Annotated in this window: 21 protein-coding genes and 1 tRNA gene; 16 read left to right on the forward strand and 6 right to left on the reverse strand. The window is 64.2% G+C overall.

The window, feature by feature from the left end:
• Positions 1-16 precede the first annotated feature (16 nt).
• From P6U31_RS15090 to P6U31_RS15130, 9 genes are all read left to right on the forward strand, one after another.
• On the forward strand, positions 17-409 hold the full coding sequence (locus P6U31_RS15090; protein ID WP_407189855.1) for a DUF2231 domain-containing protein: 393 nt from the start codon (positions 17-19) through the stop codon (positions 407-409).
• Positions 406-1,743, forward strand: coding sequence for a PQQ-dependent sugar dehydrogenase (locus P6U31_RS15095; RefSeq protein WP_407189210.1), 1,338 nt, complete (start codon positions 406-408; stop codon positions 1,741-1,743). The genes P6U31_RS15090 and P6U31_RS15095 overlap by 4 nt, the downstream gene beginning before the upstream one ends.
• A 74-nt stretch (positions 1,744-1,817) precedes the next feature.
• Complete coding sequence (locus tag P6U31_RS15100) at positions 1,818-2,033, forward strand: hypothetical protein (RefSeq protein ID WP_407189211.1); 216 nt, start codon at positions 1,818-1,820, stop codon at positions 2,031-2,033.
• A gap of 25 nt (positions 2,034-2,058) precedes the next feature.
• The gene (locus P6U31_RS15105) at positions 2,059-2,229 is read left to right on the forward strand and encodes a hypothetical protein (protein WP_407189212.1); all 171 of its coding nucleotides are present in this window, start codon (positions 2,059-2,061) and stop codon (positions 2,227-2,229) included.
• 202 nt (positions 2,230-2,431) lie between these two features.
• Positions 2,432-3,634: an MFS transporter gene (locus tag P6U31_RS15110; RefSeq protein WP_407189213.1), complete on the forward strand. Its 1,203-nt coding sequence runs from the start codon at positions 2,432-2,434 to the stop codon at positions 3,632-3,634.
• A gap of 192 nt (positions 3,635-3,826) precedes the next feature.
• Complete coding sequence (locus P6U31_RS15115) at positions 3,827-5,056, forward strand: CaiB/BaiF CoA transferase family protein (RefSeq protein ID WP_407189214.1); 1,230 nt, start codon at positions 3,827-3,829, stop codon at positions 5,054-5,056.
• Positions 5,057-5,163: 107 nt separating this feature from the next.
• Positions 5,164-6,039, forward strand: a complete 876-nt coding sequence (locus P6U31_RS15120) for a 3-keto-5-aminohexanoate cleavage protein (RefSeq protein WP_407189215.1) — start codon at positions 5,164-5,166, stop codon at positions 6,037-6,039.
• Between the two features lie 170 nt (positions 6,040-6,209).
• Positions 6,210-6,425, forward strand: coding sequence for a hypothetical protein (locus P6U31_RS15125; protein WP_407189216.1), 216 nt, complete (start codon positions 6,210-6,212; stop codon positions 6,423-6,425).
• A gap of 92 nt (positions 6,426-6,517) precedes the next feature.
• On the forward strand, positions 6,518-6,910 hold the full coding sequence (locus tag P6U31_RS15130; RefSeq protein ID WP_407189217.1) for a RidA family protein: 393 nt from the start codon (positions 6,518-6,520) through the stop codon (positions 6,908-6,910).
• Between the two features lie 5 nt (positions 6,911-6,915).
• Here the strand turns inward: P6U31_RS15130 and P6U31_RS15135 are convergent, their stop codons facing one another.
• Positions 6,916-7,578, reverse strand: coding sequence for a TetR/AcrR family transcriptional regulator (locus P6U31_RS15135; protein WP_407189218.1), 663 nt, complete (start codon positions 7,576-7,578; stop codon positions 6,916-6,918).
• A gap of 352 nt (positions 7,579-7,930) precedes the next feature.
• Between P6U31_RS15135 and P6U31_RS15140 the strand changes: the two genes are divergently transcribed.
• Entirely contained in the window at positions 7,931-9,163 is a 1,233-nt protein-coding gene (locus P6U31_RS15140; RefSeq protein ID WP_407189219.1) for an acyl-CoA dehydrogenase family protein, read from the forward strand.
• Positions 9,164-9,302: 139 nt separating this feature from the next.
• Positions 9,303-10,361, forward strand: coding sequence for a phosphotransferase family protein (locus P6U31_RS15145; protein ID WP_407189220.1), 1,059 nt, complete (start codon positions 9,303-9,305; stop codon positions 10,359-10,361).
• Positions 10,362-10,444: 83 nt separating this feature from the next.
• Here P6U31_RS15145 and P6U31_RS15150 read toward each other — a convergent pair whose 3' ends face one another.
• A complete protein-coding gene (locus tag P6U31_RS15150; RefSeq protein ID WP_407186064.1) occupies positions 10,445-11,434 on the reverse strand; it encodes an integrase core domain-containing protein in 990 nt (329 codons plus the stop codon).
• A 182-nt stretch (positions 11,435-11,616) separates the two neighbouring features.
• Between P6U31_RS15150 and P6U31_RS15155 the strand changes: the two genes are divergently transcribed.
• Both P6U31_RS15155 and P6U31_RS15160 read left to right on the forward strand, forming a co-directional pair.
• Complete coding sequence (locus P6U31_RS15155; RefSeq protein WP_407189221.1) at positions 11,617-12,243, forward strand: LysE family translocator; 627 nt, start codon at positions 11,617-11,619, stop codon at positions 12,241-12,243.
• Positions 12,244-12,376: 133 nt separating this feature from the next.
• The gene (locus P6U31_RS15160) at positions 12,377-12,718 is read left to right on the forward strand and encodes an NIPSNAP family protein (protein ID WP_407189222.1); all 342 of its coding nucleotides are present in this window, start codon (positions 12,377-12,379) and stop codon (positions 12,716-12,718) included.
• A 273-nt stretch (positions 12,719-12,991) separates the two neighbouring features.
• On the opposite strand, the gene argE is transcribed toward P6U31_RS15160, so the two are convergent.
• Together argE and P6U31_RS15170 are read right to left on the reverse strand one after the other, a co-directional pair.
• Positions 12,992-14,170 carry an acetylornithine deacetylase gene (gene argE / locus P6U31_RS15165; protein ID WP_407189223.1) on the reverse strand — a complete coding sequence of 393 codons (1,179 nt, stop codon included), beginning with the start codon at positions 14,168-14,170 and terminating at the stop codon, positions 12,992-12,994.
• A gap of 1,035 nt (positions 14,171-15,205) precedes the next feature.
• Positions 15,206-15,991, reverse strand: a complete 786-nt coding sequence (locus P6U31_RS15170; RefSeq protein WP_407189224.1) for an SDR family NAD(P)-dependent oxidoreductase — start codon at positions 15,989-15,991, stop codon at positions 15,206-15,208.
• Positions 15,992-16,124: 133 nt separating this feature from the next.
• On the opposite strand from P6U31_RS15170, the gene P6U31_RS15175 reads away from it, so the two are divergent.
• A complete protein-coding gene (locus P6U31_RS15175) occupies positions 16,125-16,823 on the forward strand; it encodes a histidine phosphatase family protein (protein WP_407189225.1) in 699 nt (232 codons plus the stop codon).
• 143 nt (positions 16,824-16,966) lie between these two features.
• Positions 16,967-17,734, forward strand: a complete 768-nt coding sequence (locus P6U31_RS15180; RefSeq protein WP_407189226.1) for an SDR family NAD(P)-dependent oxidoreductase — start codon at positions 16,967-16,969, stop codon at positions 17,732-17,734.
• Positions 17,735-17,831: 97 nt separating this feature from the next.
• On the opposite strand, the gene P6U31_RS15185 is transcribed toward P6U31_RS15180, so the two are convergent.
• The gene (locus tag P6U31_RS15185) at positions 17,832-19,067 is read right to left on the reverse strand and encodes a serine hydrolase domain-containing protein (RefSeq protein WP_407189227.1); all 1,236 of its coding nucleotides are present in this window, start codon (positions 19,065-19,067) and stop codon (positions 17,832-17,834) included.
• Positions 19,068-19,217: 150 nt separating this feature from the next.
• Between P6U31_RS15185 and P6U31_RS15190 the strand changes: the two genes are divergently transcribed.
• A tRNA-Trp gene (locus tag P6U31_RS15190) sits at positions 19,218-19,293 on the forward strand.
• Positions 19,294-19,445: 152 nt separating this feature from the next.
• Here P6U31_RS15190 and P6U31_RS15195 read toward each other — a convergent pair.
• Complete coding sequence (locus P6U31_RS15195; protein ID WP_407189228.1) at positions 19,446-20,480, reverse strand: Gfo/Idh/MocA family protein; 1,035 nt, start codon at positions 20,478-20,480, stop codon at positions 19,446-19,448.

Consider the following 20,480-nt stretch of genomic DNA (forward strand, 5'->3'; position numbering starts at 1 on the left):
CCATCCGATTCATCCGATGCTGGTGCCGATCCCGATCGCATGCTTCGTCGGGGCGCTGCTGACCGACATCGCCTATGTCGCCAGCGCCGAGATCATGTGGGCGGATTTTTCCGCCTGGCTTCTGCTCGTCGGCGTCGTCTTCGGCGTGCTGGCGGCGATTGCGGGCTTGACCGACTTCCTCGGCAATCGCCTGGTGCGGGCGCAGACGCCGGCCTGGCCGCATCTGATCGGCAACGCCCTGGCGCTGATCCTCGCCATCGTCAACGCGTTGATCCACACCCGCGACGCCTGGACTTCGGTGTGGCCGACGGGGCTCGTTCTGTCGGTCATCACCGTATTGATCCTGCCCGTCACCGGCTGGCTCGGCTGGGCGATGGTCTATCGCCACGGCGTGGGAGTAGCGCGATGAATTTCTTGCTTGTCCGCGGGCTGCTTTGCTCCGCCTTGCTGCTCCTGGCCGGCTGCGACGACGGCAGCGGTGATCCCAAGGCGCAAATCGGTGCCAACCCTCAGCTTCCCGGCATCCAGCAATATCTGCTGCCGCCCGTGCACATCGCGCGCATCGTCGGCTGGAAGAAGGACGAGACGCCGACGGTGGCTGATGGTCTGCAGGTCAAGGCCTTCGCGGCCGGCCTGCAGCATCCGCGTTTCCTCTACGTGCTGCCCAACGGTGACGTGCTGGTGGTGGAATCGAAGGCGCCGAAGGGGGCCGCGATCAAGCGGCCCAAGGAGATCGTCATGGGATATATCGAGTCCTGGGCGACATCAGGCGGCGACGACACCGGACCGGGTAACCGCATCACGCTGCTGCGTGACAGCAACGGCGACGGGGTGCCGGAGACGCAAAGCGTCTTCCTCGACCATCTCAACTCGCCGTTCGGCGTCGCGCTGGTCGGCAACGATCTCTATGTCGCCAATACCGACGCTATCGTCAGATATCCCTACACGGAAGGCGATACCAAGATCACCGCGCCGGGCACGGTGCTGACGCCGCTGCCGGGCGGGCCGATCAACCATCATTGGACCAAGAGCCTGGTCGCCAGCCCCGACGGCTCGAAGCTCTATGCCGGCGTTGGCTCCAACAGCAACATCACCGAGAACGGCCTGGAGGCCGAGCACAATCGCGCCGCCATCCTCGAGGTCGATCGCGCCAGCGGCCGCTGGCGCGTGTTCGCAAGCGGCCTGCGCAATCCCAACGGGCTCAGCTTCGAGCCGCAGACCGGCGCGCTGTGGACGGTGGTGAACGAACGGGACGAGCTCGGTCCCGATCTCGTGCCCGATTACATGACATCGGTGAAGGACGGCGGCTTCTACGGCTGGCCCTACAGCTATTACGGTCAGCACGTCGATCCCCGCGTCAAGCCGCAGCGGCCGGATCTGGTCGCGAAGGCGATCGTGCCGGATTATGCGCTGAGCTCGCATGTCGCACCGCTCGGGCTCGCCTTCAACACCGGCTCCGGTCTGCCGGCCGCCTATCGCGGCGGCGCCTTCGTCGGCGAGCATGGCAGCTGGAACAGGCAAGTGCTGAACGGCTACAAGGTGGTGTTCGTGCCATTCGCGGACGGCAAGCCGAGCGGGCCGGCGCAGGACGTCGTGACCGGCTTCCTCAACAGCGACAACAAGGCCCGCGGCCGCCCCGTCGGCGTCGCCATAGACAAATCAGGCGCGTTGCTGGTTGCAGACGACAGCGGCAACACGGTGTGGCGCGTTACCGCCGCGCATCCGCAACTGACGCAACGTTGAGCCCACCGGCGCGTTATCTGGCAGAGGTTTTCTGAAAGCCAAGATTCTGAAGCTCAAAGCCAGGAGTTGGACAAATGGGCCTTGCTCAATATGCCATCGTGCCGGTGCGGGACGAATGGGGCGTGCTGCACGACGGCGACGTCAAGAACATCTATGCCACCAAGGAAGCTGCGTTCGAGTCCGCCGTCGCCGCGGCGTCCCTCGCGCTGCGTGAGGGGCATGAAGTCCAGGTGAGCGTGCCCGGCCGCGAGGCTGGAGGCAACGCGCTCGGCGTCCAGGACAACGCATAAGGCAACGCTTGAGAAGGAAGACGCGATGACCAAGCCCCGTGAGCCCAACGGTGTCGAGCCATCCCGCTCCGAGGACGACATCCAGCGCGAGCAGCTCGGTCCGCGCGGTGTGGCCGGTGCGCCCGATCCGGCCAAGATGACGCCCCAGCGCGACAAGAAGACGCCGAAGCACGTCGATCCCGGCCACACCGCGTGATGCGGCTCAGCGTCATTCTGGCCGTAAGCCCGTGTATTTCGTGCGGACGTTCAATCCGCCGGAATAGGCCCTGATCGGACGCGCCGCTCTGCGGTCAGCGCTGCGGTGCCATTCGGAACCGACATGCCCGTGAGCTGAGTCTCCGGCTAAGACTGGCCGCGCCGGCGCGATCTGCGCCTGGCAGGGCAGGCGAACGTTTGGAATGCGCTTCTTGAAATCTGACGGCGGGCTGATCGGCGTCCTGCTGGTGCTCGCGATCACGCAGCTGGTCGGATGGGGCACGATCGGTCTTCCTGCCATCGTCGGGCGCGATCTCGCCGCCGATCTTGGCATGAGCCTGCCGGCGGTGTTCGCCGGGACATCCGTTCTCTACGTCTCGATGGGCCTGTGCGCGCCGTGGCTCGCCAAATCGTTTGCACGGCATGGCGCACGGATAGTCATGATGGTCGGCACGGTGGTCACCGCACCGGGCTTCGTGCTGCTGTCGCTCGCGCGCGAGCCGATGCTCTATTTCGCCGGGTGGATCGTCCTCGGCATCGCCGGCAGCGCCACGCTCTCCACCGGCGCCTATATCATGCTGAACGAGATCGCCGGGCGACAGGCCAAGAACGCGATCGGAGCCCTGATGTTGGTGACGGGCCTGTCCAGCAGCATCTTCTGGCCGACGACCTCGTTCCTGAGCGGCCACCTCGGCTGGCGCGGAACGTGCCTCGTCTATGCCGCGATGATGCTCCTCGTCAGCCTCCCACTTTATGCGTTCCTCGCGCCGCGCCGGAAGATCGCGAGCGATGATGCTGGGGCGCCGGTCAAGTCGTCGCCGCCGCCTGCGATTCCAAGGAGCACATTCGGCCTCGTCGTGGCCGCGATCACGCTGAACGCCTTCGTCAATTTCGGCATCAGCGCCGTCCTGATCGAGCTCTTGCGGGCGGAGGGGCTGGCGCCCGCGCAGGCGCTGGCCTTCGGCTCGATGCTGGGCGTGATCCAGGTCAGCGCGCGGGGGCTGGATCTTCTCGGCGGCGGGCGCTGGGACGGGATCACGACCGGGCTCGTCGCGGGCACGGCGCTGCCCGTGGCCATGCTGCTGCTGATGATGAGCGAGGGCGCGACCTGGGCCGTCGCGGCCTTCATCCTGCTCTACGGTGCCGGCAGCGGCGCGATGGCGGTGGCGCGGGCCACCATCCCGCTGGTGTTCTACGACCAGGCCGAGTTCGCCAAGGCGATGTCCATGATCGCGCTGCCGCTCAACCTGGCCTCCGCGATCTCGCCGCCGCTCCTTGTCGGCCTGCTCACCGAATTCGGCAGCCGCGGCGCGCTCGGCCTCACGCTGGTGTTCTCCTGCGCGACGGTGCTGATCCTGATCCTGCTTGGCCGGCGCCGGCCGCGGGTTGCGGCGGCGGTGACCTGAGCCGACGAGGCAATATATTCGCGGCGCGGAAAGTTGCTGATGGCAATGGCCTCCGTGCCCCGGCGGGAGATAGCCGTATGCCGCCAGTGCAGTGCTCCAGCGCGCCAAAATGGTGTATCGGCAAGGAGCGCGGGCTGCTTCGAGCGGCCAAGCCAAATCGGCGCCAAGATCAGTTCCCCGGAGGAAATCGACATGTCGGCCCTGCCGCTTTCAGGCATCAAGATCCTTGACCTCACCCGCGTGTTGGCGGGGCCCCTGTCGGCCCAGATGCTGGGCGATCTCGGCGCGGAGGTGATCAAGATCGAGCGGCCGGGCACCGGCGATGACGCGCGCGCGTTCGGACCGCCTTATTTGACCGACCCTGAAGGCAAGGCCAACAACAACAATTCGTTCTATCTCTGCGCCAACCGCAACAAGAAGTCGGTCACGGTCAACATCGCTAAGCCCGAAGGGCAGGCAATCATCCGCGAGCTCGCCAAGGATGCCGACGTCTTCATGGAAAACTACAAGGTCGGCGACCTCAAGCGCTACGGCCTCGACTACGAGACCATCAAGGCAATCAACCCCGGCATCATCTATTGCTCGGTGACCGGCTTTGGCCAGACCGGACCCTACGCGCCGCGCGCCGGCTACGACGCCATCCTGCAGGCCATGGGCGGCCTGATGAGCGTCACCGGCCATATGGACGGCGAGCCGGGCGAGGGCCCGATGAAGGTCGGCCCCTCCATCGTCGACTACATGACCGGCATGAACACCTCGATCGGCATTCTCTCGGCGCTCTATCATCGCGACGCCAATGACGGGCAGGGCCAGCACATCGACGTCTGCCTGTTCGATACCGTGATCGCGTCGCTGTCGCACTGGCTGCAGATCTATCTCGTCAACGGCAAGACCCCGCCGCGCCGCGGCACCTGGGGCAATGGCGGCATGCCGGCTGGCGTGTTCCGCTGCACCGACGGCGAGCTGATGCTGGTGGTCGGCAATGACGGCCAGTTCCAGCGCACCTGCGCCGTGCTCGGCGAGCCGGAGCTGGCAAGCGATCCGCGCTTCCTTAGGAACAACGACCGCGTCGTGCACGGCAAGGAGATCATGGCGATCTTCGCCGGCCTGTTCCTGAAGAAACCGGTGGCCTACTGGCTGGAAAAGCTGGAAGAGGCCGGCGTGCCCTCGGGTCCGATCAACAATTTCGAGCAGGTGTTCTCCGATCCGCACGTCCAGTCGCGCGGCATGCGGGTGAAGACGAAGCACAAGTTCGAGCCGGAGCTCTCCCTGATCCGCAACGCGCTGACCCTCTCGGGCACTCCCATCACCGAATATCGCGCCCCGCCGCTGCTCGGCGAGCACACTCAGGAGGTGCTTGGCGGCAAGCTCGGCTATGATGCGGCGAAGATCGAGGAGTTGAAGAAGCAGGGGATCATCTAGCGATTCTTCCTTCGCCTCGCCGCCGCAAGTGGGGCGAGGCGGCGCAGCTACTCTGCGGCGGCGGATTCATCTAACGTGACCCAGCTTGCGAAGCCGGAGTAGCCCCAATGACCACCAAGACCATCATCACCTGCGCCATCACCGGCAACCTGACCAAGCCCGAGCAGTCGCCGTATCTGCCCATCACGCCCGAGCAGATCGCAACCTCCGCGCTGGAAGCGGCCGAGGCCGGCGCGGCCATCGCCCACATCCATGTGCGCGATCCCAAAACCGGCCGTCCGTCGATGGAGATCGATCTCTACCGCGACGTGATGGAGCGCATCCGCGCCCGCAACAAGTCGCTCGTCATCAATCTCACGACCGGTCCCGGCGGGCGGTTCGTGCCCTCGATCGAGGATCCTCGCGTCGCCGGTCCCGGCACCACGCTGCTCCAGCCCGAGAAGCGCGTCGAGCATATCGAGCTGCTCAAGCCCGATATCTGCACCCTCGATCTCAACACCATGAATTCCGGCGGCGAGGTCGTGATCAACACGCCGCGCAACGTCCGCATCATGGCCGAGCGCATGAAGGCGGCCGGCGTGCTGCCGGAGATCGAGCTGTTCGACAGCGGCGACTGCCATCTGGCACGCGACCTGTTCGCCGAGGGCACGCTGAAGGGGCCGGGACTGTTCTCCCTCGTGCTCGGGGTGAAATACGGTTTCTCCGCCACGCCCGAGACGATGTTCTATGCTCGCAGCCTGCTGCCATCAGGCGCGATCTGGTCCGGCTTCGGCATCGGCCGCGCCGAATTCCCGATGGTGGCGCAAGCCTATCTGCTCGGCGGCCACGTCCGCGTCGGCATGGAGGACAATCTCTATATGTCCAAGGGCGTGCTGGCGAAGACCAATGCCGAGCTGGTCGCGCATGCCGCCTCCATCCTGAAGAGCCTGGGCGCAAGCATTGCGAGCGCACAGGACGCGCGGGAACTGCTCGGGCTGGCGTAACGACTGCGCCGGATCGCTAAGCATAGGCTGGTGACGACAACATGGCGCTCGCGCGACCTTGCGTGGAGCTTGTGCGCAATCCCCAGTTAAGCCCGGTCCGTAGTCGCACAGGCTTCCACTCTGCGCGCGACTCTGATTCGATCTCTCCACTTGAGCGCGGGAGGGAATGAATGTCCTACACGATCGGGTTCCAGGCCAAGAACCAGAAGTCCATTCTGGCAACCGAGGCGGCAACCGCCAATCAGGCCGTCGCCATCATTGCCGCGCTGCGGCAAAGCTCCGACGAAATCAAGTTCATCCGCTCGCCGCAGGAAGGCGAGATGGGCATCGAGATGCTGCTGCTGCTCGCCAAGGAAGAGGCCGAGGAGATGCCGCAGCGGGTCTGACCCGGCGACCACACTTCGGTCAGAAGCGAAGCGTGCCGGCTGCAAGATGATGTAGTCAGGCGTCACTCTCGCTCGAAACGAAGGGTGGCGGCATGAAACGCGAAGCGCTCCGCGTCGAACCGATCTCGACGTTTCTCGATCGCTGGAAGGCGCCGGCCTCGCCGGTCACGCGCGCCGGCAACATGATCTTCGTCGCCGGCCTGCCGCCGTTCGATCCCGATACGGGCGACATCGCCGAGGCGCCGATCGAGCGGCAGAGCGAGCTCATCATGGAGCAGATGAAGCTGTGCCTGCACGCGGCCGGCGCCTCGCTCGATAACGTCATGAAGTGCAACGTCTACTGCACCTCGACCAGACACTTCGCTGCGTTCAACGCGGTCTATGCCCGCTATTTCCCTGATGATCCGCCGGCGCGGATCTTTGTCTGCACGCCGGAATGGTTCGGCCCCTTCGACGTCGAGATCGACTGCATCGCGATGATGTGAGCGCGTTACCGCGCCGCCACGCGCGACGGCGCCTTCGTCTCCGCCTTTCCTGCCGTCAGTGCCATCGTCGCCACGCTGACCACGCGCGCGACGACGTCCTCGACGTCGTCGAGGTCGCATTTGCCTTCCGACAGCTTGGTCAGCCGCTCGCTCTCGCGGATGGTGTGATGCGCCATCGCGAGCGCGAAATTGAGGCCCCAATAGATATCGACCTCGCTGCGCTCGGGCAGGGCGCGCCGCATCGCGCCGGCGAATTTGCGCAAATGGTCGATCTCGCGGTTCTTGATGCGCCGGATCGGCGGCACGGATTCGATCGAGGCGCGGATCATGAATCGCGCCGCGGTCGAGCGCTGGTTCTCAGGGCCGAGGCAACCGCGCAGCGTCGGCCCGACCAGCGCGCGCAGGATCACCTCGATCGGCGCACGGCCGCCGCCTTGCTCTTCCGCCGCCTTCAATTCGCGCAGGCGCTCGCGGTTGGTCGCGATCGAACGGGTGACAAATAGTTCTGCGATCAGCTCGTCCTTCGAGCCGAAATGGTAGTTCACCGCGGCGAGATTGACGCCTGCCTCCGCAACGATGTCGCGGAGAGTCACGTCGCCGAAGCCCCGGTCGGCATAGAGCCGTTCCGCGGCGGCAAGAATGGCAGATCTCGTATGATCGCTCGCCATGATTGGGACACCTCGTCATTCCGGGGCGGCACGAAAGTGCCGAACCCGGGATCTCGCGCCGCAATTCGAGATTCCGGGTTCGATGCTTCGCATCGCCCCGGAATGACGCACGGGGGGCTGCAAAACAGTCGAGGCAGTTGCAATTCAAACAGTTGTATGAAACTATCGTTTGAAGGCCGGAAATGTCAATCCGCAATTCGGACTCGTTCGCAACTTGCGGATCCCGGGTCCAAGGCGTCCGCGAGCCCGCGCTTGCGGGCGCTGCGCAGCGGGAGGACAGTCCGGCCCAACGCAGGCTCGCGGAGCCGCCAGTTTCGTAAGAGAGAAGAGAGAGAGAGACGAGGAGCGTCCCATGGATTTCGATCTGTCCCCCAAGCAGAAGGAATGGCTCGACCGCGTGCGGTCCTTCATGGCCAAGCACGTGCGCCCGGCGGTGCCGATCTACGACCAGCAGGATCACAGCGGCGAGCGCTGGAAGGTGATCCCGATCCTGGAGGACCTCAAGAAGAAGGCGAAGGCCGAAGGCCTCTGGAACATGTTCATGCCGCCGTCCGAGCATGAGGACGACGAATTCCATGGCGCGGGATTGACCAATCTCGAATACGCGCTGCTGTCCGAAGAGATGGGCCGCATCACCTGGGCCTCCGAAGTGTTCAACTGCTCCGCGCCCGACACCGGCAACATGGAAGTGTTCATCCGCTACGGCAGCAAGGAGCAAAAGCGCAAATGGCTGCGTCCGCTGATGGACGGCGAGATCCGCTCGGCCTTCCTGATGACGGAACCTGCGGTCGCCTCGTCGGACGCCACCAATATCGAAACCCGCATCGAGCGCGACGGCGATCATTACGTCATCAACGGCCGCAAATGGTGGTCGTCGGGCGTCGGCGATCCCCGCTGCAAGATCGCGATCCTGATGGGCAAGACCGATTTCAAGGCGGCCAAGCACCAGCAGCAGTCGCAGATCCTGGTTCCGCTCGACACGCCCGGCATCAAGGTCGAGAAGATGCTTCCCGTGTTCGGCTTCGACGACGCGCCGCACGGTCACGCCCAGGTTCTGCTCGAGAACGTCCGCGTGCCCAAGGAGAACATCCTGCTCGGCGAAGGCCGCGGCTTCGAGATCGCGCAGGGCCGCCTCGGCCCTGGCCGTATCCATCACTGCATGCGCACCATCGGCAAGGCCGAGGAGGCGCTGGAGAAGATGGTGAAGCGGCTCGCCTCGCGCACCGCCTTCGGCAAGAAGATCGTCGAGCATTCGGTGTGGGAGCAGCGCATCGGCGAGGCCCGGACCAACATCGACATGACGCGCCTGCTGTGCCTCAAGGCCGCCGACATGATGGACAAGGTCGGCAACAAGACGGCGCAGGCCGAGATCGCCATGATCAAGGTCGCTGCGCCCAACATGGCGCTGAAGATCATCGACGAGGCGATCCAGGCTTTCGGCGGTGCCGGCGTGTCGGACGAGGCGGGCCTTGCCAAGGACTACGCCCACATCCGCACGCTTCGTCTCGCCGACGGTCCGGACGAGGTGCACAATCGCGCCATTGCCAGACTTGAACTTCGGAAGTATGCAAACTCTAGTCATTAAGAACGGCGGAGAGCGCGAACAGTGCTCTCCTCACCGTCGTTCCGGGGCTCGCGCAGCGAGAACCCGGAATCTCGAGATTCCGGGTTCGCCTCTCTGAGGCGCCCCGGAATGACGGACAATGGGAAGAGGGAGCGTCATCGTGGCTGACGGCGTCAGGAAAGACGAAGAGTTCTCGGGCACCAAGCCGGTCGAGGAGCGGCATCGTTTCGACGAGCTGCGCCTGGAAGCCTGGATGCGCGAGAATGTCGAAGGTTTCGAGGGGCCGCTGGTCGTGCTCCAGTTCAGGGGCGGCCAGTCCAATCCGACCTATCGCCTGAATACGCCGAACCGTTCCTACGTGATGCGGCGCAAGCCGTTCGGCAAATTGCTGCCGTCCGCCCACGCAGTCGATCGCGAATACCGGGTGATCGCAGCGCTCGGCAAGCAGGGTTTTCCCGTCGCGCGCGCCTACGCGCTGTGCCAGGACGACAGCGTGATCGGCGCGGCCTTCTACATCATGTCGATGGAGGAGGGCCGGGTGTTCTGGGATCCGACGCTGCCGAGCCAGGACAATGATGCGCGGCGCAAGATCTTCACCAGCAAGATCGAGACGCTGGCAAAACTCCATATGTACGATCCCACCGCGATCGGGCTCGGCGACTTCGGCAAGCCCGGCAACTATTTCGCGCGCCAGATCGACCGTTGGACCAAGCAGTATCGCGCCTCCGAGACGCAGCACATTCCCGAGTTCGAGAAGGTCGCCGAATGGCTGCCCAAGACGGTGCCGGAACAGGCGCGCGTCTCGATCGTCCATGGCGACTATCGCCTCGACAACATGATTTTCCACGCGACGGAACCGCGCGTGCAGGCCGTGCTGGATTGGGAGCTGTCGACGCTCGGCGATCCCATGGCCGACTTCACCTACCTGCTGATGCAGTGGATCATGCCGGGCCTCGAGGGCGCCGATCTCAAGGCGCTCAACATTCCGAGCCTGGAAGAGGCGGCGCAGATCTATTGCAACGTCACCAAGATGACGGTGCCCGATCTCAATTGGTACTTCGCCTACAATCTGTTCCGTCTCGCCGGTATCACGCAAGGCATCGCCGGCCGCGTCCGCGACGGCACCGCCGCCAACGCCAAGGCGCTCGAATCCGCCAAGCGCACCGTGCCGCTGTCGAAGGCGTCGTGGGAATACGCGCAGAAGGCGGGCGCGGTGTAGGGATGACAAGGGCGCGGCCGGTGGCTGCGCCTTCTATCTGCAGTTCGTGCTGCTTCAACAGTCTCGGTCATTGCTGTCGATGTTCAATAATTCGCTGATTGGATCGCGGTGGTCTTGGTAGCGGCGAAGGCCTTGGGGGTTAGTCCTGCCAAGGCCTGATGGGGTCTGTGGTTGTTGTAGTAAACGAGGTACTCGAACAGTTCATTGGCGAAGTGGTCGAGGTTGTCGAAGGTCGCGCCGTCGATGACGTCGTCATCGAGGGTACGCCAGAAGCGTTCCACCTTGCCGTTGGTCTGCGGCCGATAGGGCCTGGTGTAGCGGTGTTTGATGCCGAGCTCGAGCAGCATGGCCTCAAACGGATGCTCGCCCGGCTTGGTGCGGGCGGCGAACTCGGCGCCGTTGTCAGACAGGATTTCCTGGAAGACGAGCCCGTAGGTGACGTTGAGGGTGTTGATCATCTTCAGGGTCTTGAACATGACCGGCAGCGCCTTCTTGGATGTCAGGACCTCTGCCCAGGCCAGACGCGAGCAGCTGTCGATCAGGCTGATGATGTAGGCCGTGACCGGGGGTGGCGCGAGGAACATATCGCGCGGTAATTGATGCAGATCGACGTGGCCCAGCTCTCCGAGCTTGTCCTTGATAATACGGCGTTTCTCCTCACGCATCGCCGGCGTACGGCGGTTCAGACGGTAGCGTTTCAGCACCCGGTAGATCGTGATCGGCGAAGGTACTGTGTCGCGCGTTTCGCGCAAGACGGCATGAATCTCATAACGGTTCATCCCCTGCTGGCGATGGGCGACGATCTCCGTCTCGATCCCTTCCGGCTCGCGCCGTTCCCGCCACTTGGGGCCACGCCGCCGCGGCAGCAGGTCCGCTTCCTCGCCGCTCTGCAGATAGCGATTGTAATACTTGCGGAACGTCTGCGAGCAGGTCCCGTGGTGCCGGTAAAAGTCACCGACCCGCTTGAACAGCGGCGATCGGCCAGCCTTTACCGCCTCATACTCTGAAATCAGAAAACGCCATTTCTGCAGATAGTTGCGTTCAACCGTTCGGTCATAGCTGTTGTCTCGCATCGGATCGTTCCTCCGCTGGAGCGATCCAATCAGCGAATTAGTGAACATGCACAATTGCGAGCGCGGCGAAGCAATCCAGAATGCTTCCGCCGCAGCACTCTGGATTGCTTCGTCGCAAGAGCTCCTCGCAATGACGGGCGGCGGGTGGCGAGCCCATCATCTGTTCACGTAGGGACGGACACATGATCGACCAGACCACCCTTATCACCTACGTCCTCATTGTCCTCGGCTTCGTCTTTATTCCCGGGCCAGCGACGCTGCTGACAATGGCGCGGGCGGCGAGCTCCGGCACGAGGGTAGGCATCGCGACAGGAGCAGGAATTGCTGCGGGCGACATCATCCACACCAGCATGGCCATCGTCGGGCTGTCGGCGATCATCGCGACTTCCGCGCTGCTGTTCAGCATCGTCAAATATGCCGGCGCGGCGTTCCTGATCTATCTCGGCATTCGCGCCATGCTCGACCGGTCTCCGATCGAGCTGAATGGCGGAACCCCGACGATCAGTGCTGGTCGTGCCTTCCGCGAGGCCGTGCTGACGGAAGTGCTCAATCCCAAGACCGCGCTGTTCTTCTTGGCGTTCCTGCCGCAATTCGTGAAGCCGGAGCACGGCGCGATGGCAGTTCAGCTTGCCATTCTCGGTGTCGTCTTCGTGCTGCTCGGTCTCGTCAGCACCATCGTGTTCGCCATCGGCGCCGGCCGTCTCGGCAAGCTACTGCGCTGCCATCCGGCGGTGGTGAAGTGGCAAGGCAAGGTGGTCGGCGCCATCTACTGCGCCGTCGGTGTGAGGCTGGCCCTGCAGGAGCGCTGAGTGTCAGCAGGCTACGCCGTCTCGTAGCCTAGGCGACGACGGCGCGGCAGCGCTGTGCCTGTCGTCTGCGTCGAGATCGCGACCTTTGACATCCAGCGGCCCGACCTTATCTCCTCCCCCGTGGAGACAGATCATGGTTCAGCAACTGCGCATCTACGAGATCTTCGAGAAGAACAAGGCGGCCTTTCACGCTCGCTTCCGCGACCACGCCGCGCGGATTATGCGGACAAAGTATGGCTTTCGCATCGTGGCGATGTGGGAAACGAAATTCGGCGACAGGACCGAGTTCGTCTATCTCCTGGAGTGGCCGGACGAAGCGACCAAGGTGGCCGCATGGACGGCCTTCATGGCGGACACCGAGTGGGCCGAGATCAAGCGGGTTACTCACGCGGAGCACGGTTTGATGGTTGGCCAGATCGAGGACCGGTTGCTCGTGCCGGTGGATTATTCGCCGTCACGAAACTTGCTGCGTTAGCTGTGATAAGGCGAGCTCGTTCCGTCCGTCATTGCGAGCGAAGCGAAGCAATCCAGGGATGTATCCGCAGTAGCAGTCTGGATTGCTTCGTCGCAAGAGCTCCTCGCAATGACGAGGATCGAGTCCGGCGTCTTCGCCGGCAGTCTTTGCAGGGTGGGCAAGAGAGCATAGCGATGCGCCCACCGTCTTTCTGTGATCGTGGTAACGGCAGGGCGATCGCATATGGAACGGTGGTGGGCACACGTCGTGTTGTCCACTCTATGGCAGTGTCGCCTAGGACTCCGCCTTCGCGCAATGCGCGATCAACCTCTCCACGAAGCCCGCGCATTTCTCCAGCTCGGCCATCTCCACGAACTCATCCGGGGTATGCGCCTGCGCGATCGCGCCCGGGCCGATCACCACTGACGGGATGTCGGCCATGCTGGCGAACAGGCTGGCTTCGGTGCCGAAGGCGACCTTGGCGTGGTCGTTGCGGCCGGCGAGGCTCTTGGCGAGCGTGACGATCGCGGCGTCGGCGGCGGTGTCGAGCGCGGGGTAGTCGAGGATCTCCTCGAAATCGATGCCGCAATCCGGATGCCGCGCCTTCATCGCCGGTTCGATCTCGGCCTTGGCCCAGGCAACGATGGCATCCGTGACTTCGCGCGACTCGGTGATGCCGATGCCGCGGCATTCGAAATCCACCGTGCAGGTATCAGGCACGATGTTCAGCGCGGCGCCGCCATGCACGATGCTGGTGAGCAGCGTCGAGTGCGGAACGTCGTAGAGGCTGTCCGTCGCCCGCGCGGCTGCGAGCGCCACGGCACGGCGGCGGATCTCGGTGATCAACTCGGCTGCATATTCGATCGCGTTGACGCCGTCGGGCGCGATCGAGGAATGGCGGGCGAGCCCGTGAAAGGTCGCGCGCACGCCGTGCTTGCCCTTGTGGCCGATGATCACCTTCATCTCGGTCGGCTCGCCGATGAAGGCGCCGAGCGGCCGCACCCTCTTCTTCGCGACCTCGCGCAGCATCGGCCGGACGCCGACGCAGCCGATCTCCTCGTCATAGGAGATCGCCAGGTGAATCGGCGTTGCGAGCTTGGCCTCCACCATCTCCGGCACCATGGCGAGGCACACCGCGACAAAGCCCTTCATGTCGGTGGTGCCGCGGCCATAGAGCCTGCCGTCGCGCTCGATCAGCTTGAACGGGTCGTGGCTCCAGTCCTGACCCACAACGGGCACGACATCAGTGTGGCCCGACAGCACGAACCCCGGGCGGTCGTCGGGGCCGATCGTGACCCACAGCGCGGCCTTTTGCCCGGTGGCATCGACGATACGCTCGCCCTTGATGCCGAACGTGGCGAGGTAGCTCTCGATGTGAGCGATCAGGGGCAGGTTGGTGCGGTCACTGACGGTATCGAAACCGACGAGGTCGGCGAGGAGCTTGCGAATACGGTCCGGTCTTGAGCTTGGCATTGTCACGTTCTTGTTCGGGAGGAAGGAGGCTGAGGTGCCTGCAGGAACCATACCAATGTGGCGGCTGATAGAGCAAATGACGTCGCAACCGTCATTCCGGGGCGGCGTCGAGCCCGGAATTCCACCGGGCCGCTCCACGCGCGGTGAAATGGATTCCGTGCTCGCGCCCTCGCGCCCCGGAATGACGAAGGTGAGCTACGATCCCTTGCGTTGCTGTCGGGCAAAACACCCGAGCGGTGGGTCAAGGCGCATCGCCGAAAATATTCCACTTTACCGAAATTCGGAAACGGCGTATGTGTCATCGCAACCCGGCCCAAGGAAGAGGGGCGTATCGCGATCGTCACGAACGCGGGTCGGGGGGCGGTGGACGCTGATTGCATCGGCGCGAAGGGTTTTGCAGGGCGGGCAACCGTGAGCGAAGGGCCTCGCGCATACGACCGGTGCGATCGGCGTACGGCAAAATCGTGTGGTCCTGACGCCCGGGGTCTGTGCGTCAAGCGTTGCGGTGATGTGGGGTGCCCAACCGGGCAAGCGCATCAGCCATCCGCAAGGCGACGGGGGCAATAGTGCATCGCTCCCCGAGGAGAGCACGACATAAGCCGTAAAACCACTGCGCAGGGAAGGCCGGATGTTTGGCCCCACCTGTATGCCGCTGTGCAAATTCTTGTTGCCATCTCTCGCACAGTGGACCGTGGGTGCCCGGCCGGCACCCGGTCTTCCCTGCGCCCTCTCCATTCATTCATGAGGGTGAAGAGATCGTGCAAAGCTCGGGCGAGATGAGCCGCGAGGATGCGAAACTGTGTCTGCGATGAAGATGCGAGTTGAATACGCCAGGTGCGTACCAGATACACCGTCATTGCGAGGAGCCCTTGCGACGAAGCAATCCAGACTGCCTCCGCGGGGGCAGCCTGGATTGCTTCGCCACGCTCGCAATGACGGCACGGAAAAGTCGCGCACCAACTCCCGCTCTCATGCCCCGGACGGAGCGCAGCGTCTCTTCGACATTGCACCGCGTCGGGGGACACGCGACCATTGCTAAACCGGCTTGCCCGTGTACGGCATAGACGCTGTCAGGCCGCCGTCGACCGGGAAGGCCTGACCGTTGACATACGACGCCTCGTCGCTGGCCAGGAACAGGCCCATCGCCGCGAGCTCGTGCGGCTGGCCGGGGCGCTTGAGCGGGTTGAGCTGGCCGATCTTGTCCTGGGTGCCGCGCTCCTTGGCGCGGTCGAAGATCGGCTTGGTCATGCCGGTTTCGATCAGACCCGGGCACACCGCGTTGATGCGCACGCCGGTGCCGGTGAGCGAATAGGCCGTGGTCTGCACCAGGCTGATCACGCCGGCCTTGCTCGCGGCATAAGGATGCCCGCTGGCGCCGGCCTTGAGGCCCGCAACGGACGCGGTCAGCACGATTGCGCCGGATTGCTGCTTCACCATGTGCGGCATCGCATGCTTCACCGCGAGAAACGGTCCGATCAGATTGATGCGCAGGATCTCCTGCCAATGCTCCACAGTCTGCTCGGGAATCGGGACGAGCCCGCCGGAGATGCCGGCATTGGCCCAGATCACATCGAGCCGGCCGTGCGTCGTCACCGCCTTCTCGATGACGGCAACGACGTCCTTTTCGGAGCCGGCATCGGCAACCATCGCCTCCGCAATGCCGCCGGCTTTCTTGATCTCCTCGACCGTCTCCTTCACCGCCTCGGTGCGATCGACCGCGATCAGCTTGGCGCCCTCTTTGGTGAAGAGCAGCGCGGCGGCGCGGCCGATGCCGCTGCCGGCGCCGGTGATGATGACGGATTTGCCTTGCAGACGGCCCATGCGCTTCTCCCTTGGGTGCTCGCACGACGCTTGCCGCGCGACGGAATTTCAAACAAGATTTCAAACGGTAAAGTGTCTTGAGACACGTTGCCTACTCACGTACAGCGACATCAAACGGGATGGAAGAGTTTCGATGGCAGGTGCAGGCAAGCCCAATGTGGTCGTCACGCGATGGTGGTGGGTCCGCCACGCGCCGGTGCGCAATGACGGCGGCAACATCTACGGACAGAGCGATATCGCCTGCGACACCAGCGATACCTATGTGTTCAATGCCGTTGCCAAGGTGCTGCCGCGCACCGCCGTCTGGTATTCGAGCAACCTGATGCGCACGCACCAGACCGCGGAAGCGATCTGGGCGGCCGGTTTCCCGCGGCCTGCGTCCATGAAATGGGAAGCGGACCTCGCCGAGCAAAATCTCGGCCGCTGGCAGGGCATGAACCGCGCCCAGTTCATCGCCAGCCGTCCCGTCGGCGCGAGCTGGTTCGCCGATATCAACGAGCCCGCGCCCGGCGGCGAAAGCTTCATGGATCTCTACAACCGCACGCGCCGCACCATCGAGCGGATCAACAGCGAGGCGGCCGGGCAGGATATCATTGCCGTCGCCCATGGCGGCACTATCAAGGCGGCGCTCGGGCTTGCGCTCGACGGCCAGCCGGAGCGGGGGCTGTCGTTCGACATCGACAATTGCTCGGTGACACGGCTCGATCATTTCGCAAGTCCCGAGCGTACGGTCTGGCGATTGCCGATGGTGAACCAGCAGCCGTGGATCGCCGATGATGCGCATGCGGCGATGCACCAGCCGGCGGGGCCGGAAGTCAAGAAGCTCGCGTGATCTAAATTGTCATTCCGGGGCGATGCAAAGCATCGAACTATGGTGCGCAATTGTGCACCTGAGAATCTCGAGATTCCGGGTCCGGTCCTACGGACCGTCCCGGAATGACGTTGCCTAACGAAAATCAAATTTGGGAGAGACACATGACCTTGTTCGACATGAAGGGAAAAGTCGCCGTCATCACCGGTTCGACGCGCGGCATCGGGCTGGCGATCGCCGAGCGCATGGCCGAGCACGGCGCCAAGGTCGTGATCTCCTCGCGCAAGGCCGACGTCTGCGACCAGGTGGCGAAGGGTATCAACGACAAGTTTGGCAAGGGCACCGCGGTCGCGATTGCCGCCAACATCTCGTCAAAAGAGAACCTGCAAAATCTCGTCGACGAGAGCAACCGCGCCTTCGGCAAGATCGACGTGCTGGTCTGTAACGCCGCCTCGAACCCGTATTACGGTCCGCTCGCCGGCATCTCCGATGATCAGTTCAGGAAGATCCTGGACAACAACATCGTCGCCAACAACTGGTTGATCTCGATGGTGGTGCCGCAGATGATCGAGCGCAAGGACGGCTCGATCATCATCGTCTCCTCGATCGGCGGCCTCAAGGGATCGACCATCCTCGGCGCCTACGCGATCTCGAAGGCCGCCGACATGCAGCTCGCGCGCAATCTCGCCTGCGAATATGGCAAGCACAACATCCGCGTGAACTGCATCGCGCCGGGCCTGATCAAGACCGACTTCGCCAAGGCGCTGTGGGACAATCCGGAGAACCTGAAGGCCTCGACCTCGCGCTCCCCGCTCTTGCGCATCGGCATTCCCGACGAGATCGCGGGCGCGGCCGTGTTCCTGGGCTCGAAGGCCGGCGACTTCATGACCGGCCAAACCATGGTGATCGACGGCGGAGCGACGATCAGTTGAGGCGATAGAGCGTCATCCCGGGGCGCGCTTAGCGCGAACCCGGGATCTCGAGATTCCGGGTTCGGTCCTGCGGACCGCCCCGGAATGACCCTGCGGATCACTCCACCGCCGCGTAAACCAGATCCCGCACCAAGGTCCGCGTGTAATCGCGCTGGCCCGGTCCCTGGCTCATGAACACCGTGAACAGATCCTCCTTCGGATCGATCCAGAAGAACGTGCCCGCAATGCCGCTCCAGAAATACTGGCCGACGCTGCCGGGGAAGGGCGCGATGCCGGCCTCGCGGCGCACGGCAAAGCCGAGCCCGAAGCCGTGGCCGGGAGAGAGCAGCGTGCCGTTGGTCTGAACGTGAGGCCCGAGATGATCGGACGCCATCAGCTCAAGCGTCTTGCGGCCGATGATCCTGTTGGCGTCGAGCGTACCGCCATTGCGCAGCATCAGGCAGAAGCGGGCATAGTCCATCGTGGTCGAGACCAGGCCGCCGCCGCCGGATTCCATCACCGGCTGCTCGCACATGTTGAACAGCGCGACCTTGTCGCCGGTCCAGGGATCGGCCGCGAACGGTTCGGCGAGCCGGCCCGCATTGGCCTCGGAGGTCGAGAAGCCGGTCTCGGCCATCTGCAGCGGGCCGAGCACGCGCTCGGTCAGGAAGGTGCCGAGCGATTTGCCGCTGACGACCTCGATGATGCGACCGAGGATGTCGGTGGAGCGGCTATAGTTGAACTCCGCACCGGGCTGGCAGACCAGCGGGAAGCTCGCCACCAGCGCGGCGTGCTCGGCGTTGCTGATCTTGCGGCTGCGGACGCGGGATTCCTGGTAGAGCTTGTGCACGGGGCCGTCGCCCTGGTGCTCGTAGGTGAGACCCGAAGTGTGGCGCAGCAGGTCCTGTACGGTCATCGGCCGCGCCGGCGGCACCAGTTCCAGCTTGCCATCCTTGACGATGCCGACCTGCTGGCTTGCAAATTCCGGGATGAACTTGGCGACGGGGTCGCTGAGCAGGAGGTGGCCGTCCTCGACCAGCGCCATGACGGCGACCGAGACGATCGGCTTGGTCATCGAGAAGATCCGGAAGATCGAATCACGGGCCATCGGCGCGCCGGCCGCCGGGCTCTGCTTGCCGAGCGCCTCGAACCAGCCGATCTGGCCGCGTCGGGCCACCAGCACGGTGACTCCGGGAACGGTTCCCTTGTCGATCTCCCGCCTGAACGCGTCCGACATCGCCTGGAGGCGGGGGCGCGACAGCCCGAGCGTCTCCGGCCGGGCCTCCGGCAGGGGCGGCGTGTGCGGCGCGATCGTGGCCTGTGGGCCGGCTGTAGCAGTCGCTGTGGCGGTCATGGGCGCTCCCAATTGTTCTTCGTTGTCCGGAGGCGACTGTGGCCCAGAACCCTTGCTACAAACAAGCGAACTCGGCGCGGTTCACCCTTGCAATCCGGCCGCTCTCTGTGCTTGAAAGCGCCCCTGATCCTAAGGCGACGCAGGGTCTGTAGGAGTGTAGCTCAATTGGTAGAGCACCGGTCTCCAAAACCGGGGGTCGCAGGTTCGAGCCCTGCCACTCCTGCCAGCAAAATCAATCGCTTAGATGGAATTCTGGCAGGATAGGAACACCGCGTCGCACCGGCGATCCGCCAGGCGCCAGCTCTTGTGCCGAGGGCATCCGCGCGGATCCTTTCGGTCGCGCCTTCGGGCTTACCGCCACCAACAAGGGTCCCGCACCTAGCCGCTAGCGCGTGATTTCCAAACAGCCTCAGCGAGCGCGATATCGGTGACCGAATCCTCGCCGGAGGCCACGGGCCGGCTGCGTGCGGCGATATCGGACACGAAGGCGTCGGCCTGGCGCCGAAATGCCCAGCTCCTTTCGCCGGTCAGCCGCGTGCTTTGACCATCGTGATCGACGATGACGTCCGCCTCCTGCTCGGCAAAGGGCGGGGGCAATTCCAGGGTCACCGCGCCGCGCTCGAAATCGATCGTCAGTCCCTCGCGCCAGGCTCCCTCTGATCCGTTCACGAGATTCAGCGTGCAGGCGATGCCGTCGAAGTCGAGCGTGACGCGCGCGGCGCCCGAAGTCTCGACCGCGCTTTCGGCGACCGTCGGCGAGGGTCCGAGCAGGTAGCGCGCCAGGTTGATGATATGGCTGAAGACGTTCAGGAAATTGTCGTAGCCGGGACGCAAATCGCGCGGCATCCAGTCAGGGCCATCCTGCCAGAGCTCGAGCCCGTCCGGTCGCGCTTCGCCAGTCATCACGAAATTGTCCTGCGACCGGCCGGTGTCGCCGCCGAAGCACCAGCCTCTTGCCCGGACGATGCGTCCGAGCGACCGGTCGTTGCGCAAACGCGTCAGCACCTGCAGCGCCCGCGCCACGCCGGCATCGTGACGCTTCATGTAACCGATGGTGTAGACGAGGTTTTGCTGCCGCGCGGCTTCGACCAGCGAGAGGGCCTGAGCGGTGGTGTAGGCCATCGGCTTTTCCGACAGCACGTGCCGGCCGCTGTGCAACGCGTCCAGGACGATCGGGCCCGTGGCACGACGCTTCGTCACGACGACGACGGCGGAGACCTCGCTATCCGCCAGCAGCTCCCGGTGCGTGCCGTAGACTCGCGAGATGCCGAATTTCTGCGCGGCGGCGGCCGCCAGATCGGGCCGGAGATCGGCGATCGCGACGACGCGGCAGGCGGGATTGGCAGCGAAATTGGCGAGGTGGCACATCTGGCCGACCATCCCCGTTCCGATGATGCCAATGCCTGGCTTCAC

Origin of the sequence: Bradyrhizobium centrosematis (assembly GCF_045571495.1) — a bacterium.
GTDB classification, from domain to species: Bacteria; Pseudomonadota; Alphaproteobacteria; order Rhizobiales; family Xanthobacteraceae; genus Bradyrhizobium; species Bradyrhizobium centrosematis.